This is a genomic window from Rhizobium sp. BK377, from assembly GCF_014193935.1.
GTDB lineage: Bacteria > Pseudomonadota > Alphaproteobacteria > Rhizobiales > Rhizobiaceae > Rhizobium.
Genome location: NZ_JACIAC010000004.1, coordinates 179,644 through 196,411 on the forward strand (window position 1 = coordinate 179,644; position 16,768 = coordinate 196,411).

The window sequence follows — 16,768 nt, forward strand, 5'->3', positions numbered from 1 at the left end:
TTTATTGTTGCACCTGATTGTGGGCGTGGCGAACAAGCGAGGTGAAGTCGGAAACGAAGCGGAGAACCCGTTCATTGGACATGGCCTGTCCCAGATCCTCGCTCGCTTCGATCGCTGCGGCCTCACGTGGGCGAGCAGAGGTCAAGGCATCCGCTAGGGAATGTGCATCGTGCCGGTCGAAATAGGTCGCTGCTTCGCCCGCCTGCTCTCGATTTACATCGAGATCCGAAAGGATCAAGGGAACACCCCACGACAGGGCCTCTTCCACCGTAGTGCTCCATCCCTCGAACAGCGAAGGATTGAGGAGCGCCATGCTCGCCACGCCAAGTGGTGCTAGGTCCTGATAGGGGATCAGCCCGAGTAGACGAAAGTTCTGATCGAGCCCAGCGTCTTCAATAGCCGCCTTCACGCTTGGAAAATAAGTCGGATCGCGCGGATCCGATTGATTGCCACTCGCTGCGACCGTGATCTCCTGCCCCCGTTCGCGAAGGATTTTCAGTGCCTCAAGCACGAGAAGATGGTTCTTATGCTTCCAGAATTGATTGGGCAGGAAGATGTAATTCTCAGGCAATTGGTAGTTGTCGGCAATTGCCCGTGCGACGCCATAGTCGATCTTGCCCTTTGGCGGCACAGCGAAACGAACCACATGTGTATGCCCCCGAGCTGCCGGATAGAAGTGTTCGCAAGATCGTTTGGAATCCTCGCTGCTCAGCATGATTGCGCGATCAGCCATGATTTGGAGCCGAAATCCGATATCGCGTTTCCAGTAAGCAAACCTGCTGAAAAGATGCGGCAGATAACGATGCTGAAAGTCCGGAAACCACGCAATGGTAGGCAAGCCGAGCCTGAAGCCAAAAAATTGCGCGACTTCGAAGACGACATTGATCTGCTGTTCGTTGAACATGATCCGGATGCTTCTGTCCGAGCCAGTTGCAACACTGAGCAAGAGCGATTGAACGGTGCGTGATCTGTTGAACAACGAATTGCGGACAACCTTTACACCTTCTAGGCTCGCAAAGGGTGCGATCTCAGCTTCCTCGACGTCGGTTCCGAAGAAAATGACGGGACGAATCTCGTCTTTCCGATAACGCGTTAAAAGCGTGGCGAGGTTGAGCAAATAATTGTATCCCCCGGTCCAGTTACGACCGCCGATCATGGTAAAACCGATATTGATCATCTTGCTGTGCCGGCTTGAGACCGGAACCAGCCGACATACGCGGAAAGCCTGTCCTTCAGATCGCCGCGCGGCTCAAAGCCAAAGGATCTGAGTCTGCTCGAATCCGCGATCAGGCTTTGGGGATCGCCTTTTCTCGCCTCACCGGAAAAAATGATATCCGGACGGGAAGTCCCTTTCTCAAACCAAGCGTCCACAACCATCTCGACAATGGAACGAACGCTTGTGCCGGTACCCGTACCGACATTGACAACCGGGCGAGACTGGTCCGTTTGGGCCTCTATCAAAGATAGCGCGCGCCCGACATCTCTTACCTCGATCCAGTCGCGTAGTTCAGAGCCCCCGCCGCCAAGACTCAGACGATCCGGATTTCTTTCGAGTTGAGAACAGACGTCCCATAGCAGCTGCTTGCGCAGCCCTTGTCCATAAACCGAAAAGAGCCGAGCGATCGCGATCTTCAACCCATATGTGTCGCAGTAGGATTGGCACAGGGATTCCATTATGCTCTTGTGATGGCCGTAGGGAGAAAACGGCTTCGCAACCGTTGTTTCCACGATTGGGCCTTCGTGATTGGCGCCGTAAACCGCAGCGCTTGAAATAGCAACTAGTCGGCAATCAGGCGCTTCCAGCCGCAGCCATTCAAGGAGCTCGGCTGTCGAATTGACTGTGCGGTGAAAATCCTCGCGGGGATTTGCGATCGCGACGCCTACCGATGAACCGCCGCCAAGATGATACACGATGTCTGGCGTACCGGTCTGTCGTTGTATGAGCCGAAGATTGAGCCCATCAATCTCGCCATTGTGCCAAAGCGTCAGCCCCCACCGTTCGGCGTGGAGAGGAGGCCAGATACCGTGGCCAAGACCGAGCACGACATGTCCGTTTTCCGAGAGATGTCGCGCCAGATGTCTGCCGATAAAACCGTGAGCGCCGGTGACGAGTATTCTAGCCATTCCTCTTTATCCGAGCCTAGTGGCGATGAAGGAGTGAAGTCGTGCTGGCCGGAAAGAATTCGCGAATCGCTTCCCACTATTCGCTCCGCTAAACGGGGTTCGGCCGTGCTCAATGGTGGATCGTCCCAGCGGGCACCAATAATAAGCCTCAGCTGGTTTCACCATTCTTGAAGTCATTGGACGGCTTACTCCCTTGTATCTGAAACCTGTGATGTCCTGGCGAAGACCGCTTCCGGCGTTGTGCGGCGAGTGCGAGCCCGAAGTTGCCTTCGACAACCGTTTAGAGTGCTAAGCAGTGCGTGACAACGGTCTGGACTTGAATAAATACACCTTCACTGACTGCCATGGTCCCGAAGGCAGCGCCATCAGTGTTACTCAGGATAGATAGAGCGTTTGGCCTGCCGTGGTCTGATCGGAAAAGGCTAACCAAGCCGGGCATTTCCGATTCAAGACCTCTTAAATTGAGAGCTCAATGGGTAATCATCGAGAAGATTTTTGAATGAGGGGCTCCTCGGCACTCGTCCATGCAATGATGAGTGACTTTGAACGCGCGAAGCGACTACAACGACAACTGACCACAGTCTGGCCTTGACTAGTCTACACCTCTCGAGCTTGCTATGATCATCAAGCCCTGACGCAATGTGTTGCGGTCCAGCCGAAACGGCTATGCACCTCAACCGGCGCTCCCGCCGCAAGCGCCGCCACCTCCAAAACGGATGAAGTGAATTAAAAACGCGCGGGTCCAATTGCTTTCGGCTTGTTGCTTCCTGAGTTGATATCGTTCTCATTACAAGGCTTGGAAAAAATCCTGCGCCGATTGCAAGATGGTCGCCACTCTATTATCCAAATTTCACAGCCCTCAGCGCATCGCTGTTTATGGCACCCACACGGGCGGAAATATAATGATACCGTTTTTCGTTATCATTAGTGTTCTGGCTCGATCCTTGAGACCGGTTGTGGTCAACATGGCATGCTAGTTTCCGCTGAAACGAACCTTCAGCTTCTGTGAGTTGATCGAATGAGAATTTTCCAGAACAGCGGCCTTTACCCTGCTTATCGCCGCCAGTTCGACCAGCGGCACGGCACCAGACATAGTTTCGCAGAAAGACGTGAACTATATCTCAAGGAGAGATTTGGTGCGCTTCACTTTCTACTCCCAATTATAGACCGTGATACGTCGGGATTCTTCACCAATGGGGACGATGAAGTTCTCCAGCGTGCATGGGCGACCGAGAATGGGATGCCTACCAATGCCTCAATGTCCGACATCCTGCTGGCGCAAATTGAGGAACATCGCACCGAAGTCTTCTACAATCTTGACCCTATGAGGTACGGGAGCGATTTCATACGACGTCTTCCGGGTAGCGTTCGACACAGTTTGGCCTGGCGGGCAGCGCCATCGCCAGGGGCGGATTTTTCGGCATATAGCCGCGTGCTCAACAATTTCCCTAGCATTCTGGAAAGTTATCGGAAGGCAGGCTGGTCAGTTGAATATTTTGCGCCCGCACATGACCCTGTCATGGACAAGTATGCTGGACGGGCAGATCGCCCTATCGATATCCTATTCGTGGGTGGATACACGCGGCACCACCAAAAACGTGCATTGATATTGGAAGCGATAGCCAAGCTATCTGACCGCTTTAACGTTCGATATCATCTTGAGCGTTCGCGCATGACGCGATTGGCGGAAAGCCCACTGGGGATATGGCCGTCGTTGAATAAGTATCGGCGCCCGGCAGCAATTCGGCGAGTAAGTGCAGCGCCAGTGTTTGGCCTTGATCTGTACGAAGCCCTTTCAAGAACTAAAATTGTTTTGAATGGCGCAATAGACATGTCAGGCAATGACCGTGGCAACATGCGCTGCTTTGAGGCAATGGGGTGCGGAGCTCTTCTTTTCAGCGATAGGGGCAACTATCCCGACGGAATGCGAGAAAATCAGAACATGCTCTTATACGATGATGTTGATGATGCTGAGATCCGCATAAAGGAAGCTCTTGATAACACCGAGAACATCGTTCGCCTTGCTAAAAACGGACGAAATATGGTCGAGGAAGTCTATGGGAAAAAGAGGCAGTGGCAGCGCTTTGAAGAAATCGTCTCAACAATTAAAACAGCATCCCGCTAATTTTGTTTTTGCCGCTGTATTCGACTAACACCTTCCGTCCGACGGGGTATTCTTAAGATGGTCAACGTGGACTACTTGGTTCGACGCCTACTGGGCAAAGCAACCTGTGTCGTCGCGAGCGGCGCAAAAATCAGCAGTCATGCCCGAATTCGTAACATTCGCGGTGACAACAAGCATATCCGCATTGGACGCAATTCTTTTATTGACGGAGAGTTGTTGGTATTCGCCCACGGTGGAGAAATCCAAATTGGAGAGTGGTGCTTTCTTGGAGAGGGCTCGCGGATATGGTCAGGCTTGAAGATCAACATCGGTGATAGAGTTCTTATCTCCCACAACGTGAACGTATTCGACTCCTTGACGCATCCGCTGCCCGCACAAGAACGGCACAAGCATTTCCGAACAATATTCTCCGAAGGGCATCCTAAGGAAATTGACCTTGGCGAACGACAGGTTACGATCGGCGATGATGCATGGATCGGTGCAAACTCCAGCATTTTGCGTGGAGTGACTATCGGACGGGGCGCGATCGTCGGTGTAGGCTCTGTAGTTACCAAGGACGTATCGCCATATAGCGTTGTAGCTGGTAATCCGGCCCGCGTGATTCGTTCACAAGTAGACCATGATCGGCCGGATTTGAAAGCGGAGCTTCCCTAAAGATGATAAAAGCAGTTGATAAAATTGCCGCGTTTGTGAAACATTTTCTGAAGGGGCAGCGCGAAACCGATCTAATAAAAATCAACCAAGGCATTATAATTTCGGAACTGCACAAGAATTTGCAAGAAGTAGATCTCGCGAGATATGAGTTCAAAGTCTTCTCCCAATGGGGGGAAGATGGGATTATTCAATTTCTTACAAACAATATCGATATCGAATACAAGACATTTATCGAATTTGGGGTGGAAGACTTCTACGAAGCTAACTGCCGCTTTCTCCTCATGAAAGATATCTGGGACGGATTCGTTATAGACGGATCGAAAAAAAATATAGAAAGATTGAAAGATTCGTATTTTTACTGGCGCTATCCAATAAAGGCGATCAATGCTTTTATTAATAGAGAAAACATTTGTGATCTTCTGGAGCAAAGTGGATTCAGTAAGAAGGTTGGAATTTTTTCTGTCGATATAGATGGCGTTGATTACTATGTCCTAGAAGCGGCACTTACTAATTGGCAACCAAGCATTATAATCGTTGAATATAACGGGATATTCGGACGCACCAATTGTGTTTCCGTGCCCTATGATCCCAATTTTCAGCGCAAAACTGCGCATTATTCCAATATATACTACGGCGCAAGTTTGGCGGCATTTTGTAGTATGTTGAATGTAAGAGGTTACGGGTTGGTTGGCGTCAACAGCATGGGCAGTAATGCTTTTTTTGTCAGACGGGATTTGCTCAACGATAAGGTTCGAGAGACTTCCGTGGATGCAATATTTAAAAGTACGGTCTTCCGCGAAGGTCGTGATTCCTCCGGCAAACTCAGCATGATCAGCGGAGCCGACAGACGTGGTGTCATCAATGATATGCCGGTTTATGACACCTTAACTGGAGCGATCATACAGGTAAAAGAGCTCGGAGATTAACGAATCGAGGCTCCAGGCAGATTCAAATTGGTTGAAGTACTTCCTTGAGCGCTTTGGCTACCGGTGCCATGGCTTCATCGGCTGCCAACTTTTCTCCGACCTCGCGAAGACCGGCTTTGACGTGTAAGTCGACGGCGCGATCGGTTTGTGAGATGGATCTGAATATGGGAAGCTAGTGCAACACTAGGACGTGGCGACGATATGTACGCGGTTAACTGAACGCTTGTGCTCCGAGGCATGAGAACGTCTATTTCGGACACGGGCCAGCCTTGAGCGACGCGGGCCAATGTAAAGGAGAGCGAGTTGAGCGGACGCCGTTCATCTTGCCAATCTGCAAGAGGGTGACCACCGTCGCTACCGGCGATAGAGAATTCTTGCTCCGGTGGCGAGCGTCGCACGGACGTCAGTTTGTGTTCTGCGGCCGCGGTAGTGGCTTGCTCAGGGTTAGCCGGCATCGCGACCAGGTTCTCGAACAATGTTCGAGGCTGCAAGCAATCCAGACCGTACGATGGGGATGTGTGTGTAAGCCGGCTCTGGCAGTCGCCTGTGGTTCTATGCCTTCTTCAACCGAGTTAAGTTATCTGTACCGGGTGGATCTTGGATGCTCGGACGCCATTTGATTGCGCAAGACATTGCCATGGTCAAGGGGACAACCAAGATCAGTCCGCCTGTAACCATGGCTGTCTGCAATGCCGTGGATAGCATGATGAAGACGCCATAATGGCCGAGCGCCAGACCGGAAATGGTCGCGGCTGTCTTGCCGCGCTTGACGATCAGCTCGACATCCAGCCAACGCACGAAAAAGCCTGCGAAAAGTGAGAGAACAAGGACACCGACCCAGGAAAAATCTGCCCAAGCATCGGCAATGAACATCGCGGTTGTCGTCGAGCCCATCACTCCGCGATGCACGGCGCCAACAAGCAGATAGGTCGGCGGAGTCGAGTCTGATTGTAGGATATTGGCCAACCAACTGAACTGACGACCCCAACTATGGGGGAGCACGCTTGGAATTGCCGCGAAATATTCCAACAGGCTCTCATTGACGATCATGAAGACACGGTAGAAGAGGAAATCGAGCGTTTCTCCGACACCGCTGACTTCTCGAACGGCGATCGCCGTCATCGCTCCGAACAACATAACACAAACGGCGATAAAAATGAGAGCCGCGCCGAGGCGGAGCTGGAGTGATCGCCGGAGATATTCGATTACCATTAATTGTAAGATAAATATCGCCAGCGGTGCCTTGCTCAACGTCGCTGCCTTTTCGAAAAGCACGACGGCAATAAACGCCCACGCCAACGGTCGGAGCCAGATCGACCTCTCCCTTAAGGCGACGAAACAGCAAAATGCCAGAAACGGGAACAGGTTGGAGTTAAAGAGGTTCAATAGATAAAAGCGGCTGCCACCGAATTCACGGCGCATTGCTATCTTCTCAAACTCACCTGCGTCCGATTGGAAGTAGGCGACCACATGCGGGATACTGTGTTCGACAACGATAAAAAACGCCAGAACTAGAACGCCAATCGCAGCGATAACCTCAAGCCGATCAGAAAAGCCCTTTGAAACACGAACGGTTTGAAGGTTCCAGTTGCTGATCGCATCTTGCATTTGCAATCGACGGATACCGAAGACACCGTCCGCGAGCGCCATTCCCACGCAAATACAACAAAAAGACAGCGCCAATGCGAGATCCAGAGCAGGTACGACCTCCCCGTCGGTTGCCGCAGACAGTATTTTTTCAAAAAATGCGGTCTGCGGCCCCCATACCCGCGTGTAATAAAGATAAAGTGGGCCGTGCAGAACGAGCGTCAGCCCAAGCAGCAGGGAGGAAATGGTAAAATTTACCCCGATGCGCCGGAAGTAAAATACCGCAGATAGAATAACCGCGATCGAGAAGACGAGGCTAGTCCACATTTGCTGCCTTTGGGGTCACGTGACGACGGGCTGGCACCAGTTTTCGAACCCACCGACGCAACTGCATGAGTATATTGTGCAGCATCATACCGTTGGGATAATCGGTATGCGGAACTGGCGGCGCCAGGATGTAGGATTGAAGTTGCTGTTCGGTCAATCCAAGCTTTTTGGCGACGAACTTGGTTTCCCTGCGCGCATCTCTTTCAAGTATGATTGGCTTTGAGATCTCTGCCAGGGCGTCATCGCGTGTCATCTGTCCTGCTACGATCAGGCTCGATAGATGCAGCCTTCTCTTATCGAAGTGGAACTTTGCAGGCAAATATATGTCCTGATAAAACTTCGTGAAACGAGACTCGCTGTGCTTGCTTCCGTAGTCGCGCCAGCCGTATTCTCGGCGCAGCTCTTCCTGTGCCTTCTCCTTGTCGTAATCGAAATAGTTCAGCGGGCGATGAATTGTCAGCTGCTTCCGTACCCGCGTCATCCAGATATATTGCGGAAAGCTCATGAAGGGATAGGTGGCGAGCGTCATGGAGCCGAAGCGATGTTGAATGGCGCGCGCATGCGTCCCGTCGATTGAAGGGTAGCCGAAACCAGGCGGAACGACGGATTCGGACGCGAAGTTGACCCCGCTTAGAAAGTGTCGAATATCGAACTTTGCCGCGGTCCTGTATAGAGTTGAAAAAAAAGCGTGGTCCTGCGGAATATCCTGATTGAGTACCGATGCCTTCAAGAACGAGACCTGAAGATCGCGCATTTCCTGCCACTCGACAATATAGGTATGAAGGTCGAGGTCGAGCTTCCGCACCAGTCTTTCGATGTTGTGGACTGCAGGCTCGGAATTCCAGCCGCCGTCGATGTGGACAGCGAGCAAGCGGAGGCCATGCTTGCGACTGGCGAGATGGGCGAGGAAGGCGCTGTCGATACCCCCGCTGAGCCCCACCATCGCGTCGTAGGGCTTATTCTTGCCCTCCTGCTTCAGCATGGCGACTAGTCGTTCCATCCTTAGATCGCCCTCGGCCCCGGGCCACCATTCATGAGATTTTCTTGTGATCGCATCTCGGCAGCAATTGCACTGTCCGTTGGCGTCGAACTCGATTGCCGGATTGGAATCGTCCATAATGCAGAAGGAACATATTCGTTGCGTTTCACGCATGGGCGTCGCGCTCCATTCCTTGAAGCATTTCCGAATCCGGATAGTTGACCAGAACCGCGCGCAATCGGCCGACAAAGGTGAAGGCGCTGCCTGATGCCGCCGCCGAGGCGCCGGCGCGCAACCCTTCGGTTAAGTGATCGTAGTTTCCTGCGCCGCCGAGTGCGACGACGGGCACGCTTAATCTGCTCGTCACGGACTTTATAAGTTCGAGGTCATAGCCCGATCGTCTTCCGTCGAGGGTTATGGACTGCAGGATGATTTCACCGACACCCAAATCCTGAAGCCGGAGGCAAAACTCCACCGGGTCCTGAGGCACATCGGAATTCTGTTGGACACATCTTGCCGCAGAACCTCGTCCTTTCACGTCGACGCATGCAACAAGCGCCTGACTTCCCATGTCCGCGGCAATCGCCTTCAGCAACTGCGGGTCGCCAGAACGGCGTCCGAGGACGAATTTTTCGACGCCGAAGCGATTAAGGTCTTCGCACTCCTGCAGCCGGCTTATTCCACCGCCATAAGCCAGCGGCATGAAACATTCGGTTGCCAGTTCACGCATGAAGCCGATATCAGGTCCCCGACCCTTCCTGGCGGCATCGATATCGAGGATACATATCTCATCAACTTCCTTCTCGTTGAAAAGCCGCACGACATTGAAGGGATCGCCGATATAGGTGCGCTCGCCGAATTCAACAGTTTTGACGAGCCTATGTTTCTCGTCGACCAGCAGAACAGGGATAAGCCTTTTTCTCATCAAATCTTCCCGAAGGCCTCAAGCACGCGCATGCCGAAGCGGTGGCTCTTTTCCGGGTGGAACTGCACCCCGCTTACATTTCCCGAGTTCACGGCGCAGCAGATTTCGCTACCGTAATCGATTGTCGCCGCCACGTCCTCAGGGTTGTCGCATTGCACATAATAGCCATGATCGAAATAAAAGCGCTCGCCATGGACCGCCGAATTGAAAAGGGCGCTTGTGCGCGCCGGCTTCACCTCAAGCCAGCCGATATGCGGCACCTTAAGGGGGGATTCAGGCGGCAAGGTGATCCTAAGTACATCCGCCGCGACCCAGCCTAAGCCGGCCTGAACGCCCTCGTCGCTTCTGCGCGCCAGCAACTGCATGCCAAGGCAGATGCCAAGAACGGGAATTTGCCGCTTTAATGCCGCTTCATTGAGCGGCTCAATCAGTCCGTTGTTCTGCAGGGTCAACATGGCTTTGTCGAACGCGCCGACGCCTGGAAGAATGAGCTTGGCGGCGTTTCTGATCTTGTCTGGATCGCTGCTTGTTTCGGCATCGATCCCGAGATAGTCCGCCATATTGATGATCGCACCAATATTACCGACACCGTAGTCCACTACAGTGATCACTCAAAGCCCTCTCTTGTGTTTCGTCAGGCCAACCGGCCGAAATACCGATCTGCGATTGTGCTTCTAATGGAGCCATAAATCCGGGACAAGATAATACGTCCGGTTTTTGACGACATGGCGGTAAGTACCATCGCCATTCCGACAATGCCGAAAAACAGGATGTAGGCGAAGCCGAGCAGAAACCAGTTGTCGATCCACTGGAATCGGACTTGATAGAAAACGAGCGAGAGCACGGACCCAACAACAGTCGGTCCAACGGTGCTCGCAAACATCTGCTCACCGGTGAACGTCGCAAAGAAGCGGCGGCGAATGACAACGAGCGTGAGGCCGAATCGGATGATGGTCGCAGCCAACAAGCCACTGCCTGCAGCGATAGGGCCGAAATATCTTATAAAAACAATCGAGAAGATGACTGTCATTATAGAATATGCCAGCGATACCATTGTCACGATCGCGTTTTTCCCCATGCTTGCAGCATAGTAGAAAAACACGTTGTAGCTGCAGCCTATCAAGCCTCCAAGGATGAGAACCTGTAACAAATGGCCGGCCGCCTCGGCCGTTTCCGACCCGACCCAAAGCGTGAGCAGGGGTCTTGAGAGAATTGCGATCGGCGATAACATGATTGCGCCGAATGCAGCATTGACCCATGACGAACTGAGGAAAAAATCAAATCGTTCGGACTCGCTCCTGGCGGACATGCTGCCGAAGCGCGGAAAAAGCACCTCGCATGCACGGATCGTCGCAATGTAGCCGGCCTCCTGTACGCGGTTGCAGATATTATATTGTCCGACCACGGCGGCAGGAGCCAGGGACGCAAGTACGTACCTATCCATCTGATTGCCGAAAATACCTGCAAGTTGCGATAGGCCTTGCCATTTCCCGAAATGTAGCAGAGTGTTTAGTTCGTCTCCGACCTTTGAGCCTGCGTGCCCGTCGCGGCGCAGGATATGACGGGTGACAAGGAGCCATCCTGCCGCAGACAGGACGAGGCTTCCGGCGAAACCTGACAGATAGCCATTCAGTGTTGGGATAAACCAGGTAAATCCCAACGTGACGGAAACCGTGACAAAAGAACTCCAGGCGGAAGCCTTGGCGACATTCTTGAAATTTTGTCGCCCGACGGAAATGGCCTGCAGTACCAGTGAAAACTGCTGGGCGAAAATGCCCACTGCAGCGATCAAGAATGGAACCGTGAAGTTCTGGGAGCCGGAGGCATCGTTATTTACGAGGCTTCTCATGATCCATGGTCCGGTCAGGACCAGGGCTATACACCCGATCGCCGCAGCGATCAGACAGACCTTCAACGCAACCGCTGCGACGTGAAATGCGGCGCTATACTCCCCGCGACCTGCTCTCGTCGACGTCTCGCGGACTGTTGCCTGGCCGAGGACGGTGCCGACGAGCGTGAGGGGTGCGGTGACTGCAATGACAATGCCTGCATTGCCGAAATCATGCAGCCCGATCCAGCGAACGACAAAAGGCACCGTGGCCAGATTCGCAATAAGCGTGAAGACGAAAGCAGCCAGATTCCAGCTCGAGTTACCTAGGAGGCTTGAGCGTGCTTCTCCCCGGTCGCCGGATTGCGGCTTGCTCACGCAGCAAATCCCCTGATGGTGTCGGCCACGTAAGCGAGCTGATCTGCGGTCATTTCGGGAAATATCGGAATCGATAGGATTCGCGATTGATTATGGAAGGCATTGGGAAAGTCTTCCGCATGATGGCCCAGATGTTCATAGGCGGCGAGAAAGGGCAGCGCGACCGGATAGTTTATGACTGTCTGTACGCCATGTTCGTTCAGGTGAGCGGCGAGGGCGTCCCGACGTTCATGCTTGACGACGAAAAGGTGGTAGACGTGCGTCCTGCCGGGCGCAGTTCCCGGCAGCTCCAGCCCGCCGACATTGCCAAGGGCCGCGGCATAGCGCGCCGCAACCTCTTGCCGCTTTGCGGTCCATTCGGCGAGGCGAGGAAGCTTGACCGACAGAATAGCTGCCTGAAGTCCGTCAAGCCGGCTGTTGATGCCTTCGATCCGGTGCTCGCCTTTGGTCAGGCCACCGTGGCGGGCAAACATCGCCATTTTTTCGGCGAGCGATTTGTCCTTGCAGGTGATGGCCCCGGCATCGCCCATCGCGCCTAGGTTCTTCCCCGGATAGAACGAATAGGAGGCCGCATCTCCAAAACTTCCGATCATTTGTCCATCGACATGCGCCAGATGTGCCTGGGCGCAATCTTCGATAACCCAGAGGCCATGCTTGCGGGCAATCGCCATGATTGCGCTCATGTCAGCGGGCTGTCCAAACAGGTGGACAGGAATGATACCGACGGTGCGCGAGGTAATCTTATCCTCTAGCGTGGTCGCATCTATCGTGAAAGTCGTGGCATCCGTATCACAAAAGATCACCTTGCCGCCGGCCTGCGTAATGGTCTCGCTGGTCGAAATCCAAGAGTGTGCTGTCGTAATGATTTCGTCACCGGGCTTTACGCCCAGCGCATGCATCGCAATGTAAAGCGAATCCGTACCATTTGCGCAGGAAACGCAATGTGGGGCGCCAACAGCAGCAGCAAATTCTTCCTCGAACTTCTGAACGAAGGGACCTCGGATGAAGGCCGAGGATTTGATGACCGCAGCAATAGCAGCATCGATCTCGTCCTTTATCGACAGATATTGCAGATGAAGATCGGCGAAGGGGACTTTCATGATGTCGCTCTCGATATGTCGATTGATGTTGATGCGTCCGCTCTAATTCAATTCTCGGCAGACGCCGAGCCTGCGTTACGTATGAACCGCGCTGGATTGCCTGTGTAAATGCCCGAGACTTCGATATCACGGGTGACGACCGCTCCGGCGCCGATGACCACATCGTCACAAATGTTTACCGGCAGGATTGTGGCATTCGATCCGATCGATACTCGATTTCCGATGCGTGTCCCCTTCCAGAGTGTCCGGTTTCCTCTCGCAGGTCCGCCGTTAGAGAAAAGATCGTTGATGAACATCACGCCATGGCCGATGAAGCAATCTTCACCGATCTCAACGAGCTCACAGATGAAGCTATGTGACTGTACCTTGGTACGAGCACCGATTTGGACACCCTTCTGGATCTCGACGAAAGGCCCCACGAAACAATCATCCGACAGGGTACATTCATAGACATTGGCGGGTTCCACGATCTTCACGCGATCGCCGCAGGTTACGTCCCGGACCTGCGCCTTCCAGAGTGTTGGCGAACGACCCATCACGAGGATCGGCTTCCTAATTTGGAATGCTTGACCTTGAGGGGGAGGCTGACTTCCTGTTGAGATGCAATCGATTCATAGAGCGCCATTATGAGCTCCAGGCTCTGACGGCCTTCGTGACCGTCGACAAGAGCCTTGGTGTTATTCGTCAGGCAATCAACGACATGCTCATAATATGCCTGATGGCCGAAACCATAGACATTCGGCGGATTGACCGAATACTTTTCCATAACCTCGGAATCGGCCACATGATTGTCGCCGAATTGCCACGTCCTGATCTTGTTGACCGCGAAACCTGCAATTTCCACTGACCCCCCGGCGCCAAGGATCGAGATTGAGCCCTCGATATCTTTGGGCCGTGTCGCGGAGGTCGCTTCGATAATCCCCAGTGCACCGTTACGGAATTTCAGGGTGGCAACGGCCGTATCCTCGGCTTCGATGTTGACGAGCGCTGTGGTGGCGCGGGCATGCACGCTCTCCACTTCGCCCATAAACCAGCTCAGCATGTCGATGTGATGGCTTGCCTGGTTGGCAAGAACGCCTCCGTCATACGCCCAGGTCCCGCGCCAGCTGTCCTGATCGTAGTAACTCTGATCGCGGCACCAGCGGACCCGGACGGTGCCAAGGACGAGTTTGCCGAAACGGCCACTATCCAATGCCTCGCGTGCCTTGACGACGGGAACGTTGAAACGGTTCTGCTTAACGACGAACAGGCGTACGCCATTGTCATCACACGCGTTGATCATGGCCTCCGCATCCGTCAGCGTCAGCGCCATCGGCTTCTCGACGACGATATGGCGCTTATACTTGGCCAATGCGATCACCTGCTCTGCATGCATGCCGCTCGGTGTTAAAACCGAGACGACGTCAATTCGCTCGTTCTGCATCATCTCGTCAAACGATTGGTAATAAGGCACGCCGAAACGTTCGCCGAATTCCTTTGCCTTTTCGAGAATAACATCGCAAACCGCCGCCAATCTTGCGCCTCTGATCTGCTCAAGGCCAAGCAGTTCCGAATGTCTTTTTGCGATCCGCCCGCAACCAACAATAGCGAAATTTATCACGATCTCTTCCCTACTGAGTTTAGGGGCCGTTATTATTCGGTGCTGACCCTGACGTCAAACCCGTGACGTTTGAGGAGGGCGTGTCGCTGTGCCTCCACGAGATCGTGCGAGACCATTTCGGAGCACATTTCTCTCGCCGAAATCTCCGGAACCCATCCAAGCAGCTCGCGCGCCTTGCTGGGATCACCAAGCAGGGTCTCGACTTCGGCCGGGCGGAAGTATCGGGGATCGATCCTGAGGATGATATCGCCCGGCTTCAGGGCTGGCGCTTTATCTCCTGAGACGGATTCCACAATACCTTGCTCCTCCAATCCGCTTCCCTCGAAGCGGAGTCTAACGCCCAGATCCTCCGCGGCCCATTCGATGAACTGGCGCACGCTATACTGCTTGCCGGTGGCGATGACAAAATCCTGTGGACTATCCTGTTGAAGCATCATCCACTGCATGCGGACATAATCTTTGGCATGTCCCCAATCTCGTAGTGCATCAAGGTTACCCATATAGAGGCATTTCTCGAGCCCCTGCGAGATATTTGCCATTCCGCGCGTAATCTTCCTGGTCACGAATGTCTCGCCACGGCGAGGGCTCTCGTGATTGAACAAGATGCCGTTGCACGCATAGATGCCGTAAGATTCGCGATAGTTCACAGTCATCCAGTAAGCGTAGAGCTTTGCGACCGCGTAAGGACTGCGGGGATAGAAGGGGGTCGTCTCTTTCTGCGGCGATTCTTGGACCAGCCCATAAAGTTCGCTGGTGCTGGCTTGGTAGAAACGTGTCTTTTTTTCAAGGCCCAGTATTCTGATGGCTTCCAGAAGCCGCAACGTGCCAAGGGCGTCGGTATCGCCCGTATATTCAGGGCTTTCGAAGCTGACGGCCACGTGGCTCTGGGCGCCAAGATTGTAAATCTCGTCAGGCTGGGCGTCCTGGATGATGCGGATCAGGTTGCTCGTATCGGTCAGATCGCCGTAATGCAGTTTGAACTGCATGTTTTCTTTGTGCGGATCTTCGTAGATGTGATCAATACGCTGCGTATTGAACGAACTCATGCGCCGCTTGATCCCGTGAACCTCGTATCCCTTCGAGAGAAGGAGTTCTGCAAGGTAAGAACCGTCCTGTCCGGTTACGCCGGTTATTAGTGCGACTTTGTTCATTTATGCGACTTTCTCTCGGGATAGGAAATCTTCGTAGGCGAGTTTGAGGCCCTGCTGCAGGTCAACGATTGGCGACCAGCCGAGATTTCTTGCGACTTCGCTGTCCATCAATTTTCGGGGAGTGCCGTCGGGTTTGGTTACATCGAAATCGATACTGCCGTTGAAGCCAACGATCCTGCTGATGATGGTTGCAACTTCCAGGATGGTGACATCGCTTCCATACCCGACGTTGATATGTGTTTGCGCTTCCGGCATCAGTCTCTTGTAGTCTTCATGGGGCAGATTCATGATATGAATGCTCGCCGCGGCCATATCGTCGACATAGAGAAACTCTCGTAAAGGCGTACCGCTACCCCATAGCGTCACAATTGACGCTCCGCTAGCTTTAGCCTCGTGGAAACGCCTTATTAGCGCGGGAATCACATGAGAATTCTGCGGGTGATAGGAGTCGCCGACACCGTAGAGATTGCTCGGCATGACTGCCCGGTAATCGACCCCGTGGCTGTCACCATACTGCCTGTTGTAGCTCTCGCACAATTTGATACCGGCGATCTTTGCAATGGCATAGGGCTCGTTGGTCGGCTCCAAAGGGCCCGTCAAAAGCGCGCTTTCTTTGATCGGCTGATCGGCAAGCTTTGGATAAATACAGCTCGAGCCAAGGAACAACAGCTTTTTAACGCCGGTTCTGAACGCTGCGTCGATGATATTAAGCTCCATCATCAAGTTATCGTAGATAAAGTCAGCCGGGTAGGTGTTGTTCGCGTAGATGCCGCCGACCTTAGCCGCGGCAAGATAAACCTCATCGGGTCGCTCCCTTTCGAAGAATCGACGGACATCCGCCTGTTCGATAAGGTCGAGTTCCTGATGGGCTGCGGTTATAATCCTGTCAGTGGGGCAGCCGCCGGCCTGTAGTTGCCGCACGATAGCCGAGCCGACCATCCCACGATGGCCAGCGACGAATATCTTAGGGAAATTGACCATTTGGTGCGATCTTTTCCTGGTTAGCTCATGAGCTTTCACACCACCAATTAAGGAGGCAAAGTACTTCGACCCGGGCTCCCTGC

The 16,768-nt window shown here is 53.4% G+C and carries 15 protein-coding genes; 3 read left to right on the forward strand and 12 right to left on the reverse strand.

What is annotated here, in order from left to right; all coding sequences use genetic code 11:
* Position 1: 1 nt before the first annotated feature.
* Both FHT92_RS18020 and FHT92_RS18025 read right to left on the reverse strand, forming a co-directional pair.
* Positions 2 to 1,177 (reverse strand): glycosyltransferase family 1 protein, encoded by a 1,176-nt coding sequence (locus FHT92_RS18020; RefSeq protein ID WP_183827864.1) that lies wholly within the window; start codon positions 1,175 to 1,177, stop codon positions 2 to 4.
* Complete coding sequence (locus tag FHT92_RS18025; RefSeq protein WP_183827867.1) at positions 1,174 to 2,124, reverse strand: NAD-dependent epimerase/dehydratase family protein; 951 nt, start codon at positions 2,122 to 2,124, stop codon at positions 1,174 to 1,176. The genes FHT92_RS18020 and FHT92_RS18025 overlap by 4 nt, the downstream gene beginning before the upstream one ends.
* 1,018 nt (positions 2,125 to 3,142) lie before the next feature.
* On the opposite strand from FHT92_RS18025, the gene FHT92_RS18030 reads away from it, so the two are divergent.
* Genes FHT92_RS18030 through FHT92_RS18040 form a run of 3 tightly spaced genes read left to right on the forward strand, consistent with a single transcriptional unit; the run spans position 3,143 to position 5,829 of the window.
* Positions 3,143 to 4,249: a glycosyltransferase gene (locus FHT92_RS18030; RefSeq protein WP_183827870.1), complete on the forward strand. Its 1,107-nt coding sequence runs from the start codon at positions 3,143 to 3,145 to the stop codon at positions 4,247 to 4,249.
* Between the two features lie 57 nt (positions 4,250 to 4,306).
* A complete protein-coding gene (locus tag FHT92_RS18035) occupies positions 4,307 to 4,903 on the forward strand; it encodes a DapH/DapD/GlmU-related protein (protein WP_183827873.1) in 597 nt (198 codons plus the stop codon).
* Positions 4,904 to 4,905: 2 nt separating this feature from the next.
* Positions 4,906 to 5,829 carry a hypothetical protein gene (locus FHT92_RS18040; protein WP_183827876.1) on the forward strand — a complete coding sequence of 308 codons (924 nt, stop codon included), beginning with the start codon at positions 4,906 to 4,908 and terminating at the stop codon, positions 5,827 to 5,829.
* Between the two features lie 552 nt (positions 5,830 to 6,381).
* On the opposite strand, the gene FHT92_RS18045 is transcribed toward FHT92_RS18040, so the two are convergent.
* Genes FHT92_RS18045 through FHT92_RS18090 form a run of 10 tightly spaced genes read right to left on the reverse strand, consistent with a single transcriptional unit; the run spans position 6,382 to position 16,685 of the window.
* Positions 6,382 to 7,743 (reverse strand): O-antigen polymerase, encoded by a 1,362-nt coding sequence (locus FHT92_RS18045; RefSeq protein WP_183827879.1) that lies wholly within the window; start codon positions 7,741 to 7,743, stop codon positions 6,382 to 6,384.
* Positions 7,733 to 8,896, reverse strand: a complete 1,164-nt coding sequence (locus FHT92_RS18050; protein ID WP_183827882.1) for an N-acetyl sugar amidotransferase — start codon at positions 8,894 to 8,896, stop codon at positions 7,733 to 7,735. The genes FHT92_RS18045 and FHT92_RS18050 overlap by 11 nt, the downstream gene beginning before the upstream one ends.
* Positions 8,889 to 9,647, reverse strand: coding sequence for a HisA/HisF-related TIM barrel protein (locus FHT92_RS18055; protein WP_183827885.1), 759 nt, complete (start codon positions 9,645 to 9,647; stop codon positions 8,889 to 8,891). The genes FHT92_RS18050 and FHT92_RS18055 overlap by 8 nt, the downstream gene beginning before the upstream one ends.
* Positions 9,647 to 10,258: an imidazole glycerol phosphate synthase subunit HisH gene (gene hisH, locus FHT92_RS18060; RefSeq protein WP_183827888.1), complete on the reverse strand. Its 612-nt coding sequence runs from the start codon at positions 10,256 to 10,258 to the stop codon at positions 9,647 to 9,649. Before hisH ends, FHT92_RS18055 begins: the two co-directional genes overlap by 1 nt.
* A 23-nt stretch (positions 10,259 to 10,281) precedes the next feature.
* A complete protein-coding gene (locus FHT92_RS18065; protein ID WP_183827891.1) occupies positions 10,282 to 11,853 on the reverse strand; it encodes an oligosaccharide flippase family protein in 1,572 nt (523 codons plus the stop codon).
* Positions 11,850 to 12,953: a DegT/DnrJ/EryC1/StrS aminotransferase family protein gene (locus FHT92_RS18070; protein WP_183827894.1), complete on the reverse strand. Its 1,104-nt coding sequence runs from the start codon at positions 12,951 to 12,953 to the stop codon at positions 11,850 to 11,852. Before FHT92_RS18070 ends, FHT92_RS18065 begins: the two co-directional genes overlap by 4 nt.
* Before the next feature lie 47 nt (positions 12,954 to 13,000).
* Positions 13,001 to 13,489, reverse strand: a complete 489-nt coding sequence (locus tag FHT92_RS18075; RefSeq protein WP_183827897.1) for an acyltransferase — start codon at positions 13,487 to 13,489, stop codon at positions 13,001 to 13,003.
* Positions 13,489 to 14,553 carry a Gfo/Idh/MocA family protein gene (locus FHT92_RS29745; protein WP_183827900.1) on the reverse strand — a complete coding sequence of 355 codons (1,065 nt, stop codon included), beginning with the start codon at positions 14,551 to 14,553 and terminating at the stop codon, positions 13,489 to 13,491. The genes FHT92_RS18075 and FHT92_RS29745 overlap by 1 nt, the downstream gene beginning before the upstream one ends.
* A gap of 32 nt (positions 14,554 to 14,585) precedes the next feature.
* Complete coding sequence (gene gmd / locus FHT92_RS18085) at positions 14,586 to 15,704, reverse strand: GDP-mannose 4,6-dehydratase (protein ID WP_183827903.1); 1,119 nt, start codon at positions 15,702 to 15,704, stop codon at positions 14,586 to 14,588.
* The gene (locus tag FHT92_RS18090) at positions 15,705 to 16,685 is read right to left on the reverse strand and encodes a GDP-L-fucose synthase family protein (RefSeq protein ID WP_183827906.1); all 981 of its coding nucleotides are present in this window, start codon (positions 16,683 to 16,685) and stop codon (positions 15,705 to 15,707) included.
* Positions 16,686 to 16,768: the final 83 nt, after the last annotated feature.

Coding starts and splice junctions, on each gene's coding strand:
- FHT92_RS18035 (WP_183827873.1), top strand. CDS start 4,307: ATGGTCAACGTGGACTACTTGGTTCGACGCCTACTGGGCAAAGCAACC.
- FHT92_RS18020 (WP_183827864.1), bottom strand. CDS start 1,177: ATGATCAATATCGGTTTTACCATGATCGGCGGTCGTAACTGGACCGGG.
- FHT92_RS18055 (WP_183827885.1), bottom strand. CDS start 9,647: ATGAGAAAAAGGCTTATCCCTGTTCTGCTGGTCGACGAGAAACATAGG.
- gmd (WP_183827903.1), bottom strand. CDS start 15,704: ATGAACAAAGTCGCACTAATAACCGGCGTAACCGGACAGGACGGTTCT.
- FHT92_RS18030 (WP_183827870.1), top strand. CDS start 3,143: ATGAGAATTTTCCAGAACAGCGGCCTTTACCCTGCTTATCGCCGCCAG.
- FHT92_RS18090 (WP_183827906.1), bottom strand. CDS start 16,685: ATGGTCAATTTCCCTAAGATATTCGTCGCTGGCCATCGTGGGATGGTC.
- FHT92_RS18075 (WP_183827897.1), bottom strand. CDS start 13,489: ATGGGTCGTTCGCCAACACTCTGGAAGGCGCAGGTCCGGGACGTAACC.
- FHT92_RS18040 (WP_183827876.1), top strand. CDS start 4,906: ATGATAAAAGCAGTTGATAAAATTGCCGCGTTTGTGAAACATTTTCTG.
- FHT92_RS18050 (WP_183827882.1), bottom strand. CDS start 8,896: ATGCGTGAAACGCAACGAATATGTTCCTTCTGCATTATGGACGATTCC.
- FHT92_RS18070 (WP_183827894.1), bottom strand. CDS start 12,953: ATGAAAGTCCCCTTCGCCGATCTTCATCTGCAATATCTGTCGATAAAG.
- FHT92_RS18025 (WP_183827867.1), bottom strand. CDS start 2,124: ATGGCTAGAATACTCGTCACCGGCGCTCACGGTTTTATCGGCAGACAT.
- FHT92_RS18045 (WP_183827879.1), bottom strand. CDS start 7,743: ATGTGGACTAGCCTCGTCTTCTCGATCGCGGTTATTCTATCTGCGGTA.